A 14,364-nucleotide genomic window follows, 5' to 3' on the forward strand; every position below is an offset into this window, starting at 1 on the left:
GCCGCCGTCAGTTCCCGGCGAACTGCCGCTCCCAGTCTTCGACCCACTCACTGACGGAGCCTTGGAGCTCGTCGTACGTGAACGTCACCGGTTCGGAGGGTTCCTGCGCCAGTTCGGCGTAGTCGTCCGGGAGCTCGGCGGTGTCGGTCGCGGGGAAGGCGACGTTGCGCTCGGCGATCTGCCCCTGCACGTCCGGCTCCAGCATGAACGACATGAACTCACGGGCGAGCTCGGGCTCGTCGGCGTCGGCGAAGACGGCCATCCCCTCCGGGGTGGCGTACGCCTGATCGTTCAGGAATCGGATCTGGTGTTCCTCGAGGTCCGCGCCCTCCATGTCCGCGAACACCTGGTCGGTGGAGTAGGAGACGACCATCGGCGCCTCGCCCTCGCTCCAGGCGGAGTAGGCGTCGTCCCACGAGCCGAGCACGCGCACGTCGTTGTCCTGCAGCTCCGCCCAGTAGTCGAGGTAGTCGTACTCCGGGTCGCCGTCTCCGCCCTCCACCACGCCGTCCGGCCCGTCGCCGAACCGGTGGACCGTGTGGAGCAGGAACGACCGGCCCGTCGCGGAGGCGCCGGGGTTCTGGGCGATGAGCGCGCCGGCGTGCTCGTCGGCGAGCAGGCCATCGAACGTCTCCGGCGCCTCGGTGGCGGTGCCGTCGTACACGAGGCTCACGTAGCCGGTGTCGAAGGGGACGGCGCGGTCGAACGGGTCGAACAGCAACCCCTCGCGCACGTCGTCGAACCCGGCGACCTCGCCGCGCTCGGCGAACAGGTCGTCGTCGAGCGTCTCGTCGACGCGCACGAGGTCCTCGGTGGTGAGCCCGACGTAGAGGTCGGCGTCGATCGACACTCCCGAGCTGGCGCGCTCGACGTAGTAGTTCAGCTCGTTGTCCGGGGTCGCCCACTCCAGTTCGGCGTCGACGCGCGACTCGAACTCCTCTTTGAGCCACTCGCCGGGGCTCACCGAGGGGGCGTCGATGAAGCTACTGTAGGTCGCGACCGTCAGGGTGGGCGTCTCCTCGTCGCCTTCCCCGCCGTCCTCGCCGTCCGTCCCGTCTTCGCCGTCCTCGCCGTCTGTCCCGTCCCCGCCGTCGCCGTCAGTCCCGTCGGAGCCATCGGAGCCGTCCGTCGGCTCGGCGCTGCACCCCGCGAGCGCGATGGCCCCCGCCGCGCCGCCGAGCGCGAGGAACCGACGCCGGGTCTCGGTCGTGTCGTCGTAGCCCATTACCGAGTTGTTACACCCGGTGGTTACATAAGGGATCCGTGTCGCCGGCTCCGGATGCGGACCCGCCGGCCCCGGCGATTCCGGAGCCGGCGACGGGGACAGCGGCGGGACCACTCTCGGGGGGGATCGGGGGAGACGCGACACGCGATCGAGCGGGCCGTCTCACCGCCGATAGCGCCGCCGACACCGATTTAGCGCGTCTCCCCCTTCGATCCCCTATGAGTAAGCGACCGACCGGACGAGAAGCGGCGGCGTCGAGCCGAAGTACCGCCGGGGTCACGCGGCGACGCCTGCTCGCGGGCGGCGCAGTCGCCGCGGTCGCGGGGCTGTCGGGCTGTCTCGGGGGGCGCGACGGACCGGTACCGAAGCCGGAGGTGACCAGCGACCGAATCGACGACTGGCGACAGATCGACGAGTCCGAGAGCACCGTCTTCGAGCGGTCGTACGGGCCGATAACGGTCCGCGCGCGGGAGTCGACGCGAATCTACGAGTACGTCGACGTCGCCGAGGCGCTCGCGGAGACGGTCGACGCCTCGGGATCGCCCGTCGTCTTCTTCGCGACGCGGATCGACCTCCGCCCGGCGGTCGACCAGCTTCCGGCCGGCGTCGGCCGCGACCGGCTGATGACAGAGGTGGAGGCGGCGGCGACCGACGCGTTCCGCGCGCAGCTCCGGAACAGCGGCATCGAGAACGTCGAGGTCGTCGACGAGGGGATCACGACCGTCCGAAGCGGGCACACGGCGACCGCGTGGAAGCTCACCGGCGAGTACGCCGTCGACGGGTCGGTCCCGCTGCCGGACGGGTCGACGACCGCGGTCAGCGAGACGGTCGGGATCGAGTCGCGGCTCGGCGTCTGGCACGACGGCACCGACGTGATCGTCGCCGGCGGCGCGTACCCGACGGAGCCCCTGATCGAGGTCGTCGACGACGCGCTTCCCGACCCGATCGACGCGGAGACGTCGGTGACCGAGCTCGGCGACGCGGAGAGCGCCGACGCGCTCGCGACCGACCCCGCCGCGTTCGACGAGGACGTCTCGCAGCTGCTCATCTCGGTGACGTGAGCCGACGGGGAGGACGGCCGAACCGACCCGTTTAATCGGCGGCCGCGGCTGTACCCCGGTATGAGCCACTTCCCTTCCTTCGAGGTGATCCCCGCCGTCGACGTGCAGGACGGCGAGGTCGTCCAGCTGGTCGGCGGCGAGCGCGGCACGGGAAAGCGGTACGGCGACCCCGTCGAGGCCGCCGAGCGCTGGACCGAGGCGGGCGCCGAGACGCTCCACCTCGTCGACCTCGACGGGGCGTTCGAGGGCGAGCGCGTCAACGCCGACGCGATCGAGGCGGTCGTCGAGTCGGTCGGCGGGGACGGGGTCGGCCTCCAGCTCGGCGGCGGCATCCGGACCGCAGAGGGGGCGAGAGAGCTCCTCGAGCTGGGACTCGACCGCGTCATCCTCGGGACCGCGGCCGTCGAGACGCCCGAGATCGTCGCGGACATCGACGAGACTCATCCCGGCAGCGTCGTCGTCAGCCTCGACGCGAAGGACGGCGAGGTCGTCGTGAGCGGCTGGACCGAAGGGACCGGCCTCGACCCCGCCGAGGCCGCGACGCGCTACGAGGAACTGGGCGCGGGCGCGATCCTCTTCACGAACGTCGACGTGGAGGGGCAGCTCGAGGGGATCGACCGCGACGCGGTCGAGAGCGTGGTCGCCGCGGTCGACGTTCCGGTGATCGCCTCCGGCGGCGTCGCCAGCGTCGACGACGTGGTCGCGCTGCGAGACGCCGGCGCGGCCGCGGTGGTCGTCGGCACCGCGCTGTACGAGGGGCAGTTCACGCTGCGGGAGGCGCAGGCGGCCGCGGACGGGAACTGAGTCGACCTCGCCGCGCGCTCGATCGCGGCGCTCCGCTCACTCCTCGGGTCGCTGGCGTTGGACGACCAGCACCGGACCGAGGAAGCGCTCGGCCACCTGCTCGGACGGCATCCCGAAAACGAACGTGGTGACCGACGGATCGGTCTCGCCCATCACCACCGCGTCGTGGGATTCGGCCCGGCTCGCGATGGCGTCGATCGGGACGTCCTCCGCCTCGATCGTCGTCTCGATCCGGTCGGGCTCCACCCCGCGCTCGACGAGGTCGGCTTTCACCCCGTTCAGGAACGACTCCCCGTCGGCGGGGGACTCGTCCCCGCCGAGGATGTGGTACAGCGTCACCGCGACATCCGCGTCGGCGAACAGCCCGGCGACGAGCCGGGTGTTCCGCCCGACGCCGACGGTCCCGCGGAGCGCGACGAGCACCGACTCGACGCCCTCCGTGCTGTTCGGGACCAGCACCGCGAGGCAGTCGTGTTCGTAGCTGAGCCGGTCGATGGTGGTCTCCTCGTCGTGGGTGAACACGAGCCGCGTCTGGACGTCGGCGCCGGCCGCGACGAGCTGCTCCGCGAACTCGTCGAGCTTCGACATCGCCGTCTCGCCGAACTGCTCGCGCGCCTGCTCGGTCGCCGTCTGGTCGGGGATCGTGTGGTATCCGAGCAGCACGACGCGGGCGTTCGCGAGCAGTTCGGGCGTGCCGTTGGGGATCGACTCGCCCTCCAACACCTCCAGCGGGACCAGCACCGACGGTCGGTCGGCCCGGTCGGCTTCGTCGATCTCGCCCCGACCGTCGTCGATCTCGGGCTGTGCGCCGTCGTCGTCCGTGGGTGTCTCGGTCATCTCAGAAGTCACCTTTGAGTTCGACATCGGTCGCGTAGTACCGGTACCAGCCGTAGGCCGCGACCATGATGGCGGCGCCGATGCCGATCGACGCCGGCTGCATGAACGCGATGAGGGCGAAGCTGGCGAGCCCGCCGACCGCTGCGACCGTGAACCCGGCCGGACAGCGGAAGGAAGGCGTGTACCAGTCGGGCCGCTCCCGGCGGAGCTGGATCAGCGCGACGCAGATCAGCCCGTACATCACGAGGTGGAGGAAGGAGGCGACCTCCGCGAGCAGCTCCACCTGCCCCGTCGCGGCCAACACGACGATCGGGCCGCCGGCGATGCCGAGAGCGACGTGGGGCGTGCCGTACGCGAGGTTGAGCCGGCTCGCGGCCTCGGGGATGATCCCGTCGCGGCTCACGGCGTACACCGCGCGGGAGGCGCTGAGGATCGAGGCGTTCGCGCTGGAGAACGTCGCCAACAGCCCGGCGACGACGATCGCAAGCGCCCCCGGAAACCCGATGAACGACCGCGCGACCTCGACCATCGCCGTCTCCCCGAACTGCCCGAGGCGGGCGCTGCCGAACGCGCTCGTCGCGACGAAGATCGTGACGACGTAGAAGACGCCGACGAGGATCACGGAGCCGACCATCGCCAGCGGCAGGTTCCGGGACGGCTCTTTGATGTCGCCGGCGACGGTCGCGACCTGCGCGAAGCCGAGATACGAGGTGAACACGAGCGCGGCGGTCTGTAACACCGGGAGCGCCCCGCCGGGCGGGAAGAAGCGCTCGGGGGTGCTCTCGGCGCCGAACACGCCGAGGGCGTCGAGGCTCCCGTAGCTTAGAAACAGCGTGAGGATGACGAGCAGCACGATGACGATCGCGTTCTGGAGCGCCGCGGTGTTCTCCGTCCCGAAGAGGCTGAGCGCCGTGAGCCCGACGCCGAAGGCGACGCCGAGGGGGACCGCGGGGTCGATCGGGAGCGCGATCCCCGCCTCGAGGAACACCTGTCCCGCGTAGCTGCCGAGCCCGACGAGGTAGAACGCGGAGGCGAACACGAGGCCGAGCCAGAGCCCGAGCCCGACGATCGCGCCCGGACCGGTGCCGAGCCCGCGCGAGATGAAGAAGTACCCGCCGCCGCTGCGCGGCATCGCGGTCGCGAGCTCCGACGCCGGGAGCGCGACGAGCAGCGCGACGACCGCGCCGATCGCGAAGGAGAGCGACGCCGCTGGACCCGCGTTCTCAGCCGCCAATCCGGGGAACACGAAGATCCCCGCGCCGATCATCGTCCCGACGCCGATCGCGAGGCCGCCGACGAGTCCGATCGTCCGTTCGAGCTCCCCTTCGCCGGTGTCGGCGTCGACGACGTCGGCGAGGGCGTCGGAGGCCTCGAGATCGGGCGGTGCCGGCGCTGACTCGCGCGTGTCGGCGGAGTCGGATCCGTCCATACCGTGCGGAGACGATTCGCCGACGTGCCAAATATCCACCGCCGAGGACGGGACACCTGATTCCGGCGCCGGGGCGGGCGGGGGTCGTCGATCGGTCGCCGGGGAAACGCCCCGCCCCCGCCCGATCCACCCATCGCGTCCGGGCTCCGGTCGGGTCAGCACACCCGCAACCCACTTACGAATCGCCCGCGACGGGCCGGTATGAGCGACCACGAGCGCGCGGCCGCCGTCTCGCGGGAGACCGGCGAGACGACGATCGACCTCACCCTCGCGATCGACGGCGACGGCGACAGCGAGATCTCGACGGGGATCGGCTTCTACGACCACATGCTGACATCGTTCGCCAAGCACGGCCTCTTCGATCTCACCGTCGACTGCGACGGCGACCTCGAGATCGACGACCACCACACGGTCGAAGACGTGGCGATCTGCCTCGGCGAGGCGTTCGACGATGCGCTCGGCGACAAGCGCGGGATCCGGCGGTACGCCGACCGGCGCGTCCCCCTCGACGAGGCGGTCGCGAGCGTCGTCGTCGACGTGGCCGGGCGACCGTACTACGAGTTCTCCGGGGAGTTCTCCCAGGAGTCGGTCGGGGAGTTCACGAGCGTCATGGCCGACCACTTCGCGCTGTCGCTGGCGCACAACGCCGGCCTGACGCTCCACGCCGCGGTCGAGACGGGCGACAACGCCCACCACGAGGTCGAGGCGCTGTTCAAGGCCCTGGCGCGGGCCCTCGACGACGCGACGCGGCTCGACGGGCGCCGCAGCGACACGCCGAGCACGAAGGGCGAACTGTAGGGTCGACGGCGGCCGCACGGCCCTCCGAGACACCCACCGCCCCGTTCCGACGCTTTAAATCGGGTCGGGACCCACCCTCCACCAATGCAACCGAGTTCGCTCTCCGGGCTCCCCGCGGGCGTCGGCGAGGCGCTCGAAGCGGAGGGCGTCGCGGAGCTGTACCCACCGCAGGCGGCCGCGGTCGAGGCGGGCGTCGCCGACGGCGAGAGCCTCGTCGCCGCGGTGCCGACCGCCTCCGGGAAGACGCTCATCGCCGAGCTCGCCATGCTCTCCGCGGTCGAGCGCGGCGGGAAGGCGCTGTACATCGTCCCCCTGCGCGCGCTCGCCAGCGAGAAGAAGACCGAGTTCGAGCGCTGGGAGGAGTTCGGCGTCACCGTCGGCGTCTCCACCGGGAACTACGAGTCCGACGGCGAGTGGCTCGCCACGCGCGACATCATCGTCGCCACCTCGGAGAAGGTCGACTCGCTGATCCGCAACGGCGCCCCGTGGATCGACGACCTCACCTGCGTCGTGAGCGACGAGGTCCACCTCGTCGACGACCCGAACCGCGGCCCGACCCTCGAAGTGACCCTCGCGAAGCTCCGGAAGGTGAACCCCGGACTGCAGACGGTCGCGCTCTCGGCGACCGTCGGCAACGCGGACGTGATCGCCGAGTGGCTCGACGCCGAGTTAGTCGAGTCCGACTGGCGCCCCATCGACCTCCGGATGGGCGTCCACTTCGGCAACGCCGTCGACTTCGTCGACGGGAGCAAACGCGAGGTGCCCGTCGAGCGCGGCGAGGACCAGACCGCCCGGCTCGTCGCCGACGCCCTCGACACCGAGGAGGACGGACGGGGCGGCTCCTCGCTCGTCTTCGTCAACTCCCGGCGCAACGCCGAGTCCTCGGCCCGGAAGCTCACCGACGTGACCGGCTCCCGGCTCACCGACGACGAGCGCGACCAACTCCGCGAGCTCGCCGACGAGATCCGCTCCGGCTCCGACACCGACACCGCCGCCGACCTCGCTGACGCGGTCGAGCGGGGGTCCGCCTTCCACCACGCGGGGCTCCGGAGCGAGGACCGCGCCCGCGTCGAGGACGCGTTCCGCGACCGACTGATCAAGTGCATCTCCGCGACGCCGACGCTCGCCGCCGGCGTCAACACCCCCGCCCGCCGGGTGATCGTCCGCGACTGGCGCCGGTACGACGGGGAGTTCGGCGGCATGAAACCCCTCGACGTGCTCGAGGTCCACCAGATGTGCGGGCGCGCCGGGCGCCCCGGGCTCGACCCGTACGGCGAGGCGGTCCTGCTCGCGAACGACGCCGACACGAAAGAGGAGCTGTTCGAGCGCTACCTCTGGGCCGACCCCGAGCCGGTCCGCTCGAAGCTCGCGGCCGAACCGGCGCTCCGGACCCACGTGCTCGCCACCGTCGCCTCCGGGTTCGCCTCCACCCGAGAGGGGCTCCTCGCCTTCCTCGACAACACCCTCTACGCCACCCAGACGGACGACGAAGGCCGGCTCGCGGCGGTCACCGACACCGTCCTCGACTACCTCGCCGTCAACGACTTCGTCGACCGCGACCGCGACGGCGGGACGGAGAGCCTGACCGCGACCGGCATCGGCCACACGGTCTCGCGGCTCTACCTCGACCCGATGAGCGCCGCGGAGATGATCGACGGGCTCCGGTCGGTCGCTCGAGACGCCGGCGGGGCGACCGCGGGCGCCGGGGGAGAGACCGGCGAGTTCGTCAGGACCGGCGACGCCGACGGCGACGAGCCGGGGTTCGGCACGTACACGCGTCCCGGCGAAGGGGGAGAAGCGGGCGGAGACGGCGAATCGGGCGGAGACGGCGAAGCGAACGAGACGGGCGGGGAGGGGTCGGAGGCGCCCGCGGTCACTCCCCTCGGCCTCTACCACCTCGTCAGCCGCACCCCCGACATGTACGAGCTCTACCTGAAGTCGGGCGACCGCGAGGAGTACACGGAGCTCTGCTACGAGCGCGAGGGCGAGTTCCTCGGCGCCGTGCCCTCCGAGTACGAGGACGTGCGCTTCGAGGACTGGCTCGCGTCGCTGAAGACGGCCCGCCTGCTGGAGGACTGGGCGAACGAGGTGGACGAGGACCGGATCACGGAGCGGTACGGCGTCGGGCCCGGCGACATCCGCGGAAAGGTCGACACCGCCGAGTGGCTCCTGCGCGCGGCCGAGACCCTCGCGCGCGACGTGGAGGGCGTCGACGGCGACACCGTCGTCGCGGTCCGCGAGGCCCGGAAGCGGATCGAGTACGGCGTCCGCGAGGAGCTGCTCGACTTGGCGGGCGTCCGCAACGTCGGCCGGAAGCGCGCCCGGCGGCTGTTCGAGGCCGGGATCGAGACTCGCGCCGACCTCCGCGAGGCCGACAAGGCGGTCGTCCTCGGCGCGCTTCGCGGCCGCGAGCGCACCGCCGAGCGCATCCTCGAACACGCGGGACGCGAGGACCCCTCGATGGACGGCGTGCGGCCGGACAAGTCGGCCTCCGCGGCGGCGACCGCCGGCTCCGCGAGCGACGAGGACGGCGAGGGACAGGCGAGTTTGGGTGATTTCCGATGAGCGACGGTGACGCGGGAGGCGACGGCACGCCCCCCGATCCGTCCACCCCGCCTCACCGGCTGGTGGCGGGGACCGCCGCCATCGACGACCTCGACGCGTTCCTCGCGGCGCTCGACGAGATCGCGGGCGAGACGGGCGCGGTCGTGCAGGCGTTCGACGCGGATCTGGTCGTCTCCGCCGCGCACCTCCGGGAGGCGACGCGTCTCGCCGCGCGCTCGATCGCCCGCGGCGAGGCCGTCGCTCGCGATCCGGGCGTCGAAATCATGTTGTACGCGGCCGGGAGCCGCCAGATCGACCGCGCGCTCACGCTCGGGGTCGAAGCGGGCGAACAGCGCGCGGTCGTCCTCGTCGCGGAGTTCGGTGCGGTCCCTGGCGCGGGCCGATCCGACGCGGACCTCGACGCGGCCGCCGCGTCGGTCGCGGCGCTGCTCTCGTCGCCGACGGCGCCCGTCGCCGAGCGAGGGGCGTTCGACCCGTCGTTCGATCCGGAGCGGGTCCGGGAGTTCTACGACATCGGCGAGCGCGAGATCGCGGCGACCGCCGGGGGAATCCCCGATATCGTCCGCGAGCGCGTCGCGTTGCTCGACGTCGAAAAGTAGGGATCTGAACCCCCTTTCTTCGATTGGAAAACGCAGTACGTGGCGGTGTTTATGTTCCAGTCGAAACGAGATCCGATGGCGGTCGAGCGGCCGCATCGCGGGCCTCGGTGCGTCGGGGACACGGGACCGACGGCGGGCGCGATGGGAGTCGGTCGGCACGGACCGAAGCGAACCGCGAGAATAGTCCATCCTGGATTCGAACCAGGGTCGTTGCCCCCAGAAGGCAACAGGATTGGCCACTACCCCAATGGACTGTGCGCACTCACCGATAGCCAGTGGGTGTTTGTAAGCGTTGCGCGTCGGCGGCCCTCTGTCACGCGTTCACAGACGTTCCGAGCGGAGCGAGATCGATCGGGGAGGGCGGACGCCGCGGCTCCGCAGGAAACCGATCGCCGAACGTGTGTATATCGATGCGCTTTAGCCGGTCGGATAACCACGAACCTGTATGTACGTCGGACGATTCGTCGTCGTCGCTCCCGGTATCGGCGCCTACCGCGTTTCCTCGCGCTCGTTCCCGAACCGCCGCGTGACCGATCGCGACGGGACGCTCACGGTCGGCCCGACGCCGGACGCCCCCGAGACGGACAACCCGTACGTCTCGTACAACTGCGCGCGCGCGGTGCGCACGCCCGCCGACGAGCCGCTGGCCGTCGTCGGCAACGGCTCGCACGTCGACCCGATCGCGGAGAAACTCGAACTGGGCTACCCCGCCCGCGACGCGCTGGCGACGCCGCTGCTCGCGCTCGACTTCGAGAAGGACGACTACGACACGCCCCGGATCGCCGGCGTCGTCGGCGCCGAGACCGCGACGGTTGGGGTCGTCCGCCGCGACGGGCTCGTCGTCGAGGCGGTCGAGGAGCCGACCATCGTCGCCACCTACGAGACGGACAGCCCCGAGCCGTACGCGTTCGCGGCCGCAGACGCCGAGACGCCCGACGCCGCAGCGGCCGCGACGGAGGTCCTCGGTGCCGACTTCGAACACCCGGTGTGCGCCGCGGGCGCGACCGTCACCGCCGACGATGTGAGGCTGGCGTTCGACAACGACGCGGAGTAACGGGCGGTGAAGAACGCGGTGCGACCGACCGCCCGTCCGGCTTCAGACGCCTTTTGAGCCCGGCGGGCGACACGCGGGCATGGAACGGATCACCGCGGCCGATTACCGCGACATCGCCAAGCCGGGAGACCCGCGACTCTCTCCCGACGGCGACCGCGTCGCCTTCCTGCGACGAGAGCCGGTCGACGACGAGACTACGGAGTCGACGGTGTACCTCGCCGATGTCGACGGGGACGACCCCCGGCGGCTGACGCTCGCCGAGGGCTCCGACGCGGAGCCGCGGTGGAGCCCCTCGGGCGACCGGATCGCGTTCACCGCCACGCGGGGGGCCGACGACGACCGCCAACAGCTGTGGGTGCTCCCGCTCTCCGGCGGCGAGGCCCGACAAGTCACCGACGTGGTCGGCGGCGTCTCCGAGATCGCGTGGTCACCCGACGGCGAGCGGCTCGCCTTCGTCCAGTCGGTGACCGACGCCGACCGCGAGGCCGACCGGGATCTCGCGGTCCCGGAGGAGTACGAGCCGAACGACCACCCGGACCCGCGCGTCATCGACCGCACCGTCTACCGGTCCGGGCAGCGCTACTTCGACGGCCGTCGGTCACACGTCTACGTCGCCGACGCCGACGCGGCGGTCGACGGCGCCACCGGCGGCGATCCGGCCGCGGGGATCGAGCGCGTCACCGGCGGCGACGCGGACTTCGGGACGCCCGAGTGGGGCGACGCCGAGACGCTCTACGTCACCGAGCAGGTGGGCGAGGACCCCGACGACTCGGTCGAGATCGCGATCTGCGCGCACGACTTCGCGACCGGCGAGACCGAGACCGTTCACGAGACCACGGAGTGGGAGGCGGCGCTCGCGGCGACCGGAGACGGCCGAATCGCGTTCACCCACGCGGATCCCGAGCGGGTCTCGATGCAGCAGACGGATCTCCGCGTGCTCGACCGCAAGAGCGGGGAGGTGACGGAGCTCACGGCGACCCTCGACCGCGGCGTCGGCCGCGCGATCGCCCCGCAGTGGGGCCCCGACGACGCGACGCTGTACTTCGCGACTCCGGACGAGGGAAAGACGGCCCTCTGGCACGTTCCCGGTGACGGGAGCGCGGAGCCCGAGCGGCTCTGTCGCCCCGGGGCAGTGTCGGGTGGCACCGTCGGCGGCGACGCGGGCGCCGGTCCCGACGAGGTGACCGTCGCGTTCGCCGGCAGCGAGTGGGACCACCCGGGAGACGTCTTCGTGTTCGACGCGGGAGCCGGCGAGACGACGCGGACGACCGAGCTCAACGCCGACTACCTCGCCGAGCGCGCGGTGGCCGAGCCCGAGGAGGTCCGGTTCGAGTCGGGCGGGACGGAGATACAGGGGTGGCTGTTGCTGCCGCCGGAGACCGGTCCGGACGGCGAGGGGAGCGAGGCGGACGAAGCTGAGGAGCACCCGCTCGTGGTCGAGATCCACGGCGGCCCGCACGCGATGTGGTCGACGGCGGGGACGATGTGGCACGAGTTCCAGACGCTGGCGGCACGCGGGTACGCCGTCTTCTGGTCGAACCCGCGCGGCTCGACCGGCTACGGCGAGGCGTTTCTGCAGGCGATCGAGCGCGACTGGGGCGCGGTCACCCTCTCGGACGTGATGGCCGGCGTGGAGATGGTGGCGGACCGGCCGGATGTCGACGAGACGAACGCGTTCGTCACCGGCGGCTCCTTCGGCGGGTTCATGACGGCGTGGGCGGTCGGACAGACCGACTACTTCCGCGCGGCCGTCTCCCAGCGCGGCGTGTACGACCTGACCGGGCTCTACGGCTCGACCGACGCCGCCTACAAGCTGGTCGAGGGCGATTTCGACACGGTCCCGTCCGACGAGCCAGCGTGGCTGTGGGAGCAGTCGCCCACCGGCCACGCCGACGGGGTCGACACCCCGACGCTGCTGCTCCACGCCGAGGACGACACCCGGACGCCGATCTGCACCGCGGAGCTGTACCACCGAATACTCCGGAAAAACGGCGTCGACACGCGGTTCGTGCGCTATCCGCGCGAGGGACACGAGCTCTCCCGCTCCGGCGAGCCGGCCCACGTCGTCGACCGCATCGAGCGGATCGCTCGCTGGTTCGACGGCTACTCCGAACACCACGACGCGCCGCGCGCGCTCGACCGTCCCGACGAGGAGGGGCTAAGCGCCGACACGGAGGAAGCGGACGGTGAGAAAACGGACGGCGAAGAATCCGGTTCGGAGTAACCCGGGGAACGAGAGAAACGCTACGCCCGGTCGTTCGGGTCGAACTCGTCGATCGCGGCGTGGACGCCGCCGACCCACTCGTCTAACGCGTCGTGGAGGCGCTCTTTCGCGTCGGGGACCGGAACCGCCGTGTACTGATAGACGTAGCCGCCCGAGTCGAGCAGGCGGCGGCGGCGCTCGACGAGCCCCTTCTCCCGCAGCGTCGACAGCGATCGGTTCACGTTCGACCGGTCCCGGTCGAGGGTCTCGGCGAGTTCGGCGACGGTGCTCCCCGGGTGATCGAGCAGCGTCAGATACGTGCGGCTCTCGTGGTCCCGGACGCCGAACACGCAGGAGAGCACGTGCTCGAAGGAGGGGGACACGTCGCCGACGAGGTCCTCGATCTCGGGGTCGCTCATGGGCGCGATTCGGTGGCGGGCGGGTTAAAAGTCGCCATCCGGCCTCCCAGGTGGCAGCGGTGCTCAGTCGTCGTCAGAGGCGTATCCCATCCGCCGGACGCATCCGCGCATCCCCGACTCGTCGCTGTGACGGTGGAGGTTCGTCGGCGTGTCGCAGTGGTAGGTCTCGCCGTCGTACCGGAGCACGACCTCGTGATCGCCGCCGGCGACCTCGACGTCGACGAGAATCCGCTGCCCCTCGTTGAGGGCGTCGATGATCTCGTCGGCCGACAGTTCGCCGGCCGCCACCCGGAGTACCTCGGTCATTGGCGTCCGTTCGCGGCTCCGCGAGTTAAGTTCGGCGTGTTCGCGTTGGCGGGACGGGATCAGGTCATCGTCGAGTCCGGACCGCCCTCCTCCTGTGGCGGTTCGACGCCCTCGGCGGCGGCCACGTCCTCGGTGCGTTTCTCGGCCTCGACGTGCCAGCGGTCGATCTCGGACTCGTACTCGGCGAGGATGTCGCTCACCTCGGCTTTCAGCTCGTCGTCGTTGATGTTCACCTCGAAGACGAACGTCTCGCCGTCCTCGCCGCGCCCCACCTCCTGAATGTTGGCGCTGACGAGCTCGTTGTCGAAGTAGTACGGCGCCATCTGGGTCATCACCTTCCGGTAGACGGCGTCCTCGACCTTCCGGAGCGCCTTGCGGCTCGCGGAGTCGGCCGCGCGGGCGACGTGGCCGATCGACTCACCCCAGCTCTCCACGGCGCTCTCGGTGTCGTTCTCCTCGACCTTCTCGTAGGACTCGGTGAGCTTCTCGCCGGCCGTCTGGAGGTCCTCACCGGGTGACTTCCCGGCCTGTTCGCCCTCGCCCTCGTCGACGGACGCCTGCTCGGCGGTCTTCGCCGACACGTCCTCGTCGATGCGCTCGTGAGACTTGGGACGCCAGTCGTCGAACTCGTGGAACGGGTCGCCGTCGGCGCCCGTCTCCCGGAGCGCCAAGGCGATCCGCTCGCCGTGCTCGACGACGTCTCCCCAGTCTCCGCGCACTTTGAAGCCGGAGATGCTCTCTTCCATCGCTTGCACCCGCTACGGCGCGAACGCGTATAAGTCCCTGCGACCTGACGCGAGCCGACGGCTATCGTCGGTACGCGATTCGGCGACCGAGCGCGTCGATTCGGTCTTTGAGATCGCTCAGGAACCCCGCAGGCGAGACGCGCCGGATCGATGTCTCGTCGACCTCGATGCGCTCGCCGGCGAACGGGTCGCGCTCGGCGCGCTCGTCGCTCGACTGGTCTTCGGACACCGCGCCGACGACCGTCGACATCGAACACCGGCCACACGCCTCCGTGCGGATCTCTTCGTCAGTCATGTTGCGTCTACCCGTGTGTGAGG

14 protein-coding genes and 1 tRNA gene are annotated in these 14,364 nt (G+C 71.1%); 7 read left to right on the forward strand and 8 right to left on the reverse strand.

Annotation, left to right across the window (positions count from 1 at the left end; genetic code table 11):
* Window positions 1-7 precede the first annotated feature (7 nt).
* Window positions 8-1,225 carry a thiamine ABC transporter substrate-binding protein gene (locus ACT4MF_RS12215; protein ID WP_444682810.1) on the reverse strand — a complete coding sequence of 406 codons (1,218 nt, stop codon included), beginning with the start codon at window positions 1,223-1,225 and terminating at the stop codon, window positions 8-10.
* A 218-nt stretch (window positions 1,226-1,443) separates the two neighbouring features.
* Between ACT4MF_RS12215 and ACT4MF_RS12220 the strand changes: the two genes are divergently transcribed.
* Together ACT4MF_RS12220 and hisA are read left to right on the forward strand one after the other, a co-directional pair.
* On the forward strand, window positions 1,444-2,286 hold the full coding sequence (locus ACT4MF_RS12220) for a DUF6517 family protein (RefSeq protein WP_444682811.1): 843 nt from the start codon (window positions 1,444-1,446) through the stop codon (window positions 2,284-2,286).
* A 60-nt stretch (window positions 2,287-2,346) separates the two neighbouring features.
* On the forward strand, window positions 2,347-3,090 hold the full coding sequence (hisA, locus tag ACT4MF_RS12225) for a 1-(5-phosphoribosyl)-5-[(5-phosphoribosylamino)methylideneamino]imidazole-4-carboxamide isomerase (RefSeq protein ID WP_444682812.1): 744 nt from the start codon (window positions 2,347-2,349) through the stop codon (window positions 3,088-3,090).
* Between the two features lie 36 nt (window positions 3,091-3,126).
* On the opposite strand, the gene ACT4MF_RS12230 is transcribed toward hisA, so the two are convergent.
* The gene (locus ACT4MF_RS12230; protein ID WP_099254407.1) at window positions 3,127-3,927 is read right to left on the reverse strand and encodes a putative universal stress family protein; all 801 of its coding nucleotides are present in this window, start codon (window positions 3,925-3,927) and stop codon (window positions 3,127-3,129) included.
* Window position 3,928: 1 nt separating this feature from the next.
* Entirely contained in the window at window positions 3,929-5,356 is a 1,428-nt protein-coding gene (locus ACT4MF_RS12235; protein WP_099254408.1) for an APC family permease, read from the reverse strand.
* Between the two features lie 201 nt (window positions 5,357-5,557).
* Here ACT4MF_RS12235 and hisB point away from each other — a divergent pair, with 201 nt between their 5' ends.
* From hisB to cgi121, 3 genes are all read left to right on the forward strand, one after another.
* The gene (gene hisB, locus ACT4MF_RS12240; RefSeq protein WP_444682813.1) at window positions 5,558-6,154 is read left to right on the forward strand and encodes an imidazoleglycerol-phosphate dehydratase HisB; all 597 of its coding nucleotides are present in this window, start codon (window positions 5,558-5,560) and stop codon (window positions 6,152-6,154) included.
* An 84-nt stretch (window positions 6,155-6,238) separates the two neighbouring features.
* The gene (locus ACT4MF_RS12245; protein WP_444682814.1) at window positions 6,239-8,719 is read left to right on the forward strand and encodes an ATP-dependent DNA helicase; all 2,481 of its coding nucleotides are present in this window, start codon (window positions 6,239-6,241) and stop codon (window positions 8,717-8,719) included.
* The gene (gene cgi121 / locus ACT4MF_RS12250) at window positions 8,716-9,318 is read left to right on the forward strand and encodes a KEOPS complex subunit Cgi121 (RefSeq protein ID WP_444682815.1); all 603 of its coding nucleotides are present in this window, start codon (window positions 8,716-8,718) and stop codon (window positions 9,316-9,318) included. Before ACT4MF_RS12245 ends, cgi121 begins: the two co-directional genes overlap by 4 nt.
* 181 nt (window positions 9,319-9,499) lie before the next feature.
* Here cgi121 and ACT4MF_RS12255 read toward each other — a convergent pair.
* Window positions 9,500-9,572 (reverse strand) — tRNA-Gln (locus tag ACT4MF_RS12255).
* A gap of 191 nt (window positions 9,573-9,763) precedes the next feature.
* Here ACT4MF_RS12255 and ACT4MF_RS12260 point away from each other — a divergent pair.
* Both ACT4MF_RS12260 and ACT4MF_RS12265 read left to right on the forward strand, forming a co-directional pair.
* On the forward strand, window positions 9,764-10,372 hold the full coding sequence (locus ACT4MF_RS12260; RefSeq protein WP_444682816.1) for an IMP cyclohydrolase: 609 nt from the start codon (window positions 9,764-9,766) through the stop codon (window positions 10,370-10,372).
* Window positions 10,373-10,451: 79 nt separating this feature from the next.
* The gene (locus tag ACT4MF_RS12265) at window positions 10,452-12,596 is read left to right on the forward strand and encodes a S9 family peptidase (protein ID WP_444682817.1); all 2,145 of its coding nucleotides are present in this window, start codon (window positions 10,452-10,454) and stop codon (window positions 12,594-12,596) included.
* 20 nt (window positions 12,597-12,616) lie between these two features.
* On the opposite strand, the gene ACT4MF_RS12270 is transcribed toward ACT4MF_RS12265, so the two are convergent.
* From ACT4MF_RS12270 to ACT4MF_RS12285, 4 genes are all read right to left on the reverse strand, one after another.
* On the reverse strand, window positions 12,617-12,994 hold the full coding sequence (locus ACT4MF_RS12270) for a helix-turn-helix domain-containing protein (RefSeq protein WP_099254414.1): 378 nt from the start codon (window positions 12,992-12,994) through the stop codon (window positions 12,617-12,619).
* 63 nt (window positions 12,995-13,057) lie between these two features.
* The gene (locus tag ACT4MF_RS12275) at window positions 13,058-13,300 is read right to left on the reverse strand and encodes a DUF8001 family protein (RefSeq protein WP_444682818.1); all 243 of its coding nucleotides are present in this window, start codon (window positions 13,298-13,300) and stop codon (window positions 13,058-13,060) included.
* A 59-nt stretch (window positions 13,301-13,359) separates the two neighbouring features.
* The gene (locus ACT4MF_RS12280) at window positions 13,360-14,046 is read right to left on the reverse strand and encodes a DUF5828 family protein (protein WP_444682819.1); all 687 of its coding nucleotides are present in this window, start codon (window positions 14,044-14,046) and stop codon (window positions 13,360-13,362) included.
* 61 nt (window positions 14,047-14,107) lie between these two features.
* Complete coding sequence (locus ACT4MF_RS12285) at window positions 14,108-14,341, reverse strand: DUF8007 family protein (RefSeq protein ID WP_444682820.1); 234 nt, start codon at window positions 14,339-14,341, stop codon at window positions 14,108-14,110.
* Window positions 14,342-14,364 lie beyond the last annotated feature (23 nt).

Origin of the sequence: Halorubrum sp. FL23, from assembly GCF_052439115.2 — an archaeon.
In the GTDB taxonomy this organism is placed as follows: domain Archaea; phylum Halobacteriota; class Halobacteria; order Halobacteriales; family Haloferacaceae; genus Halorubrum; species Halorubrum persicum.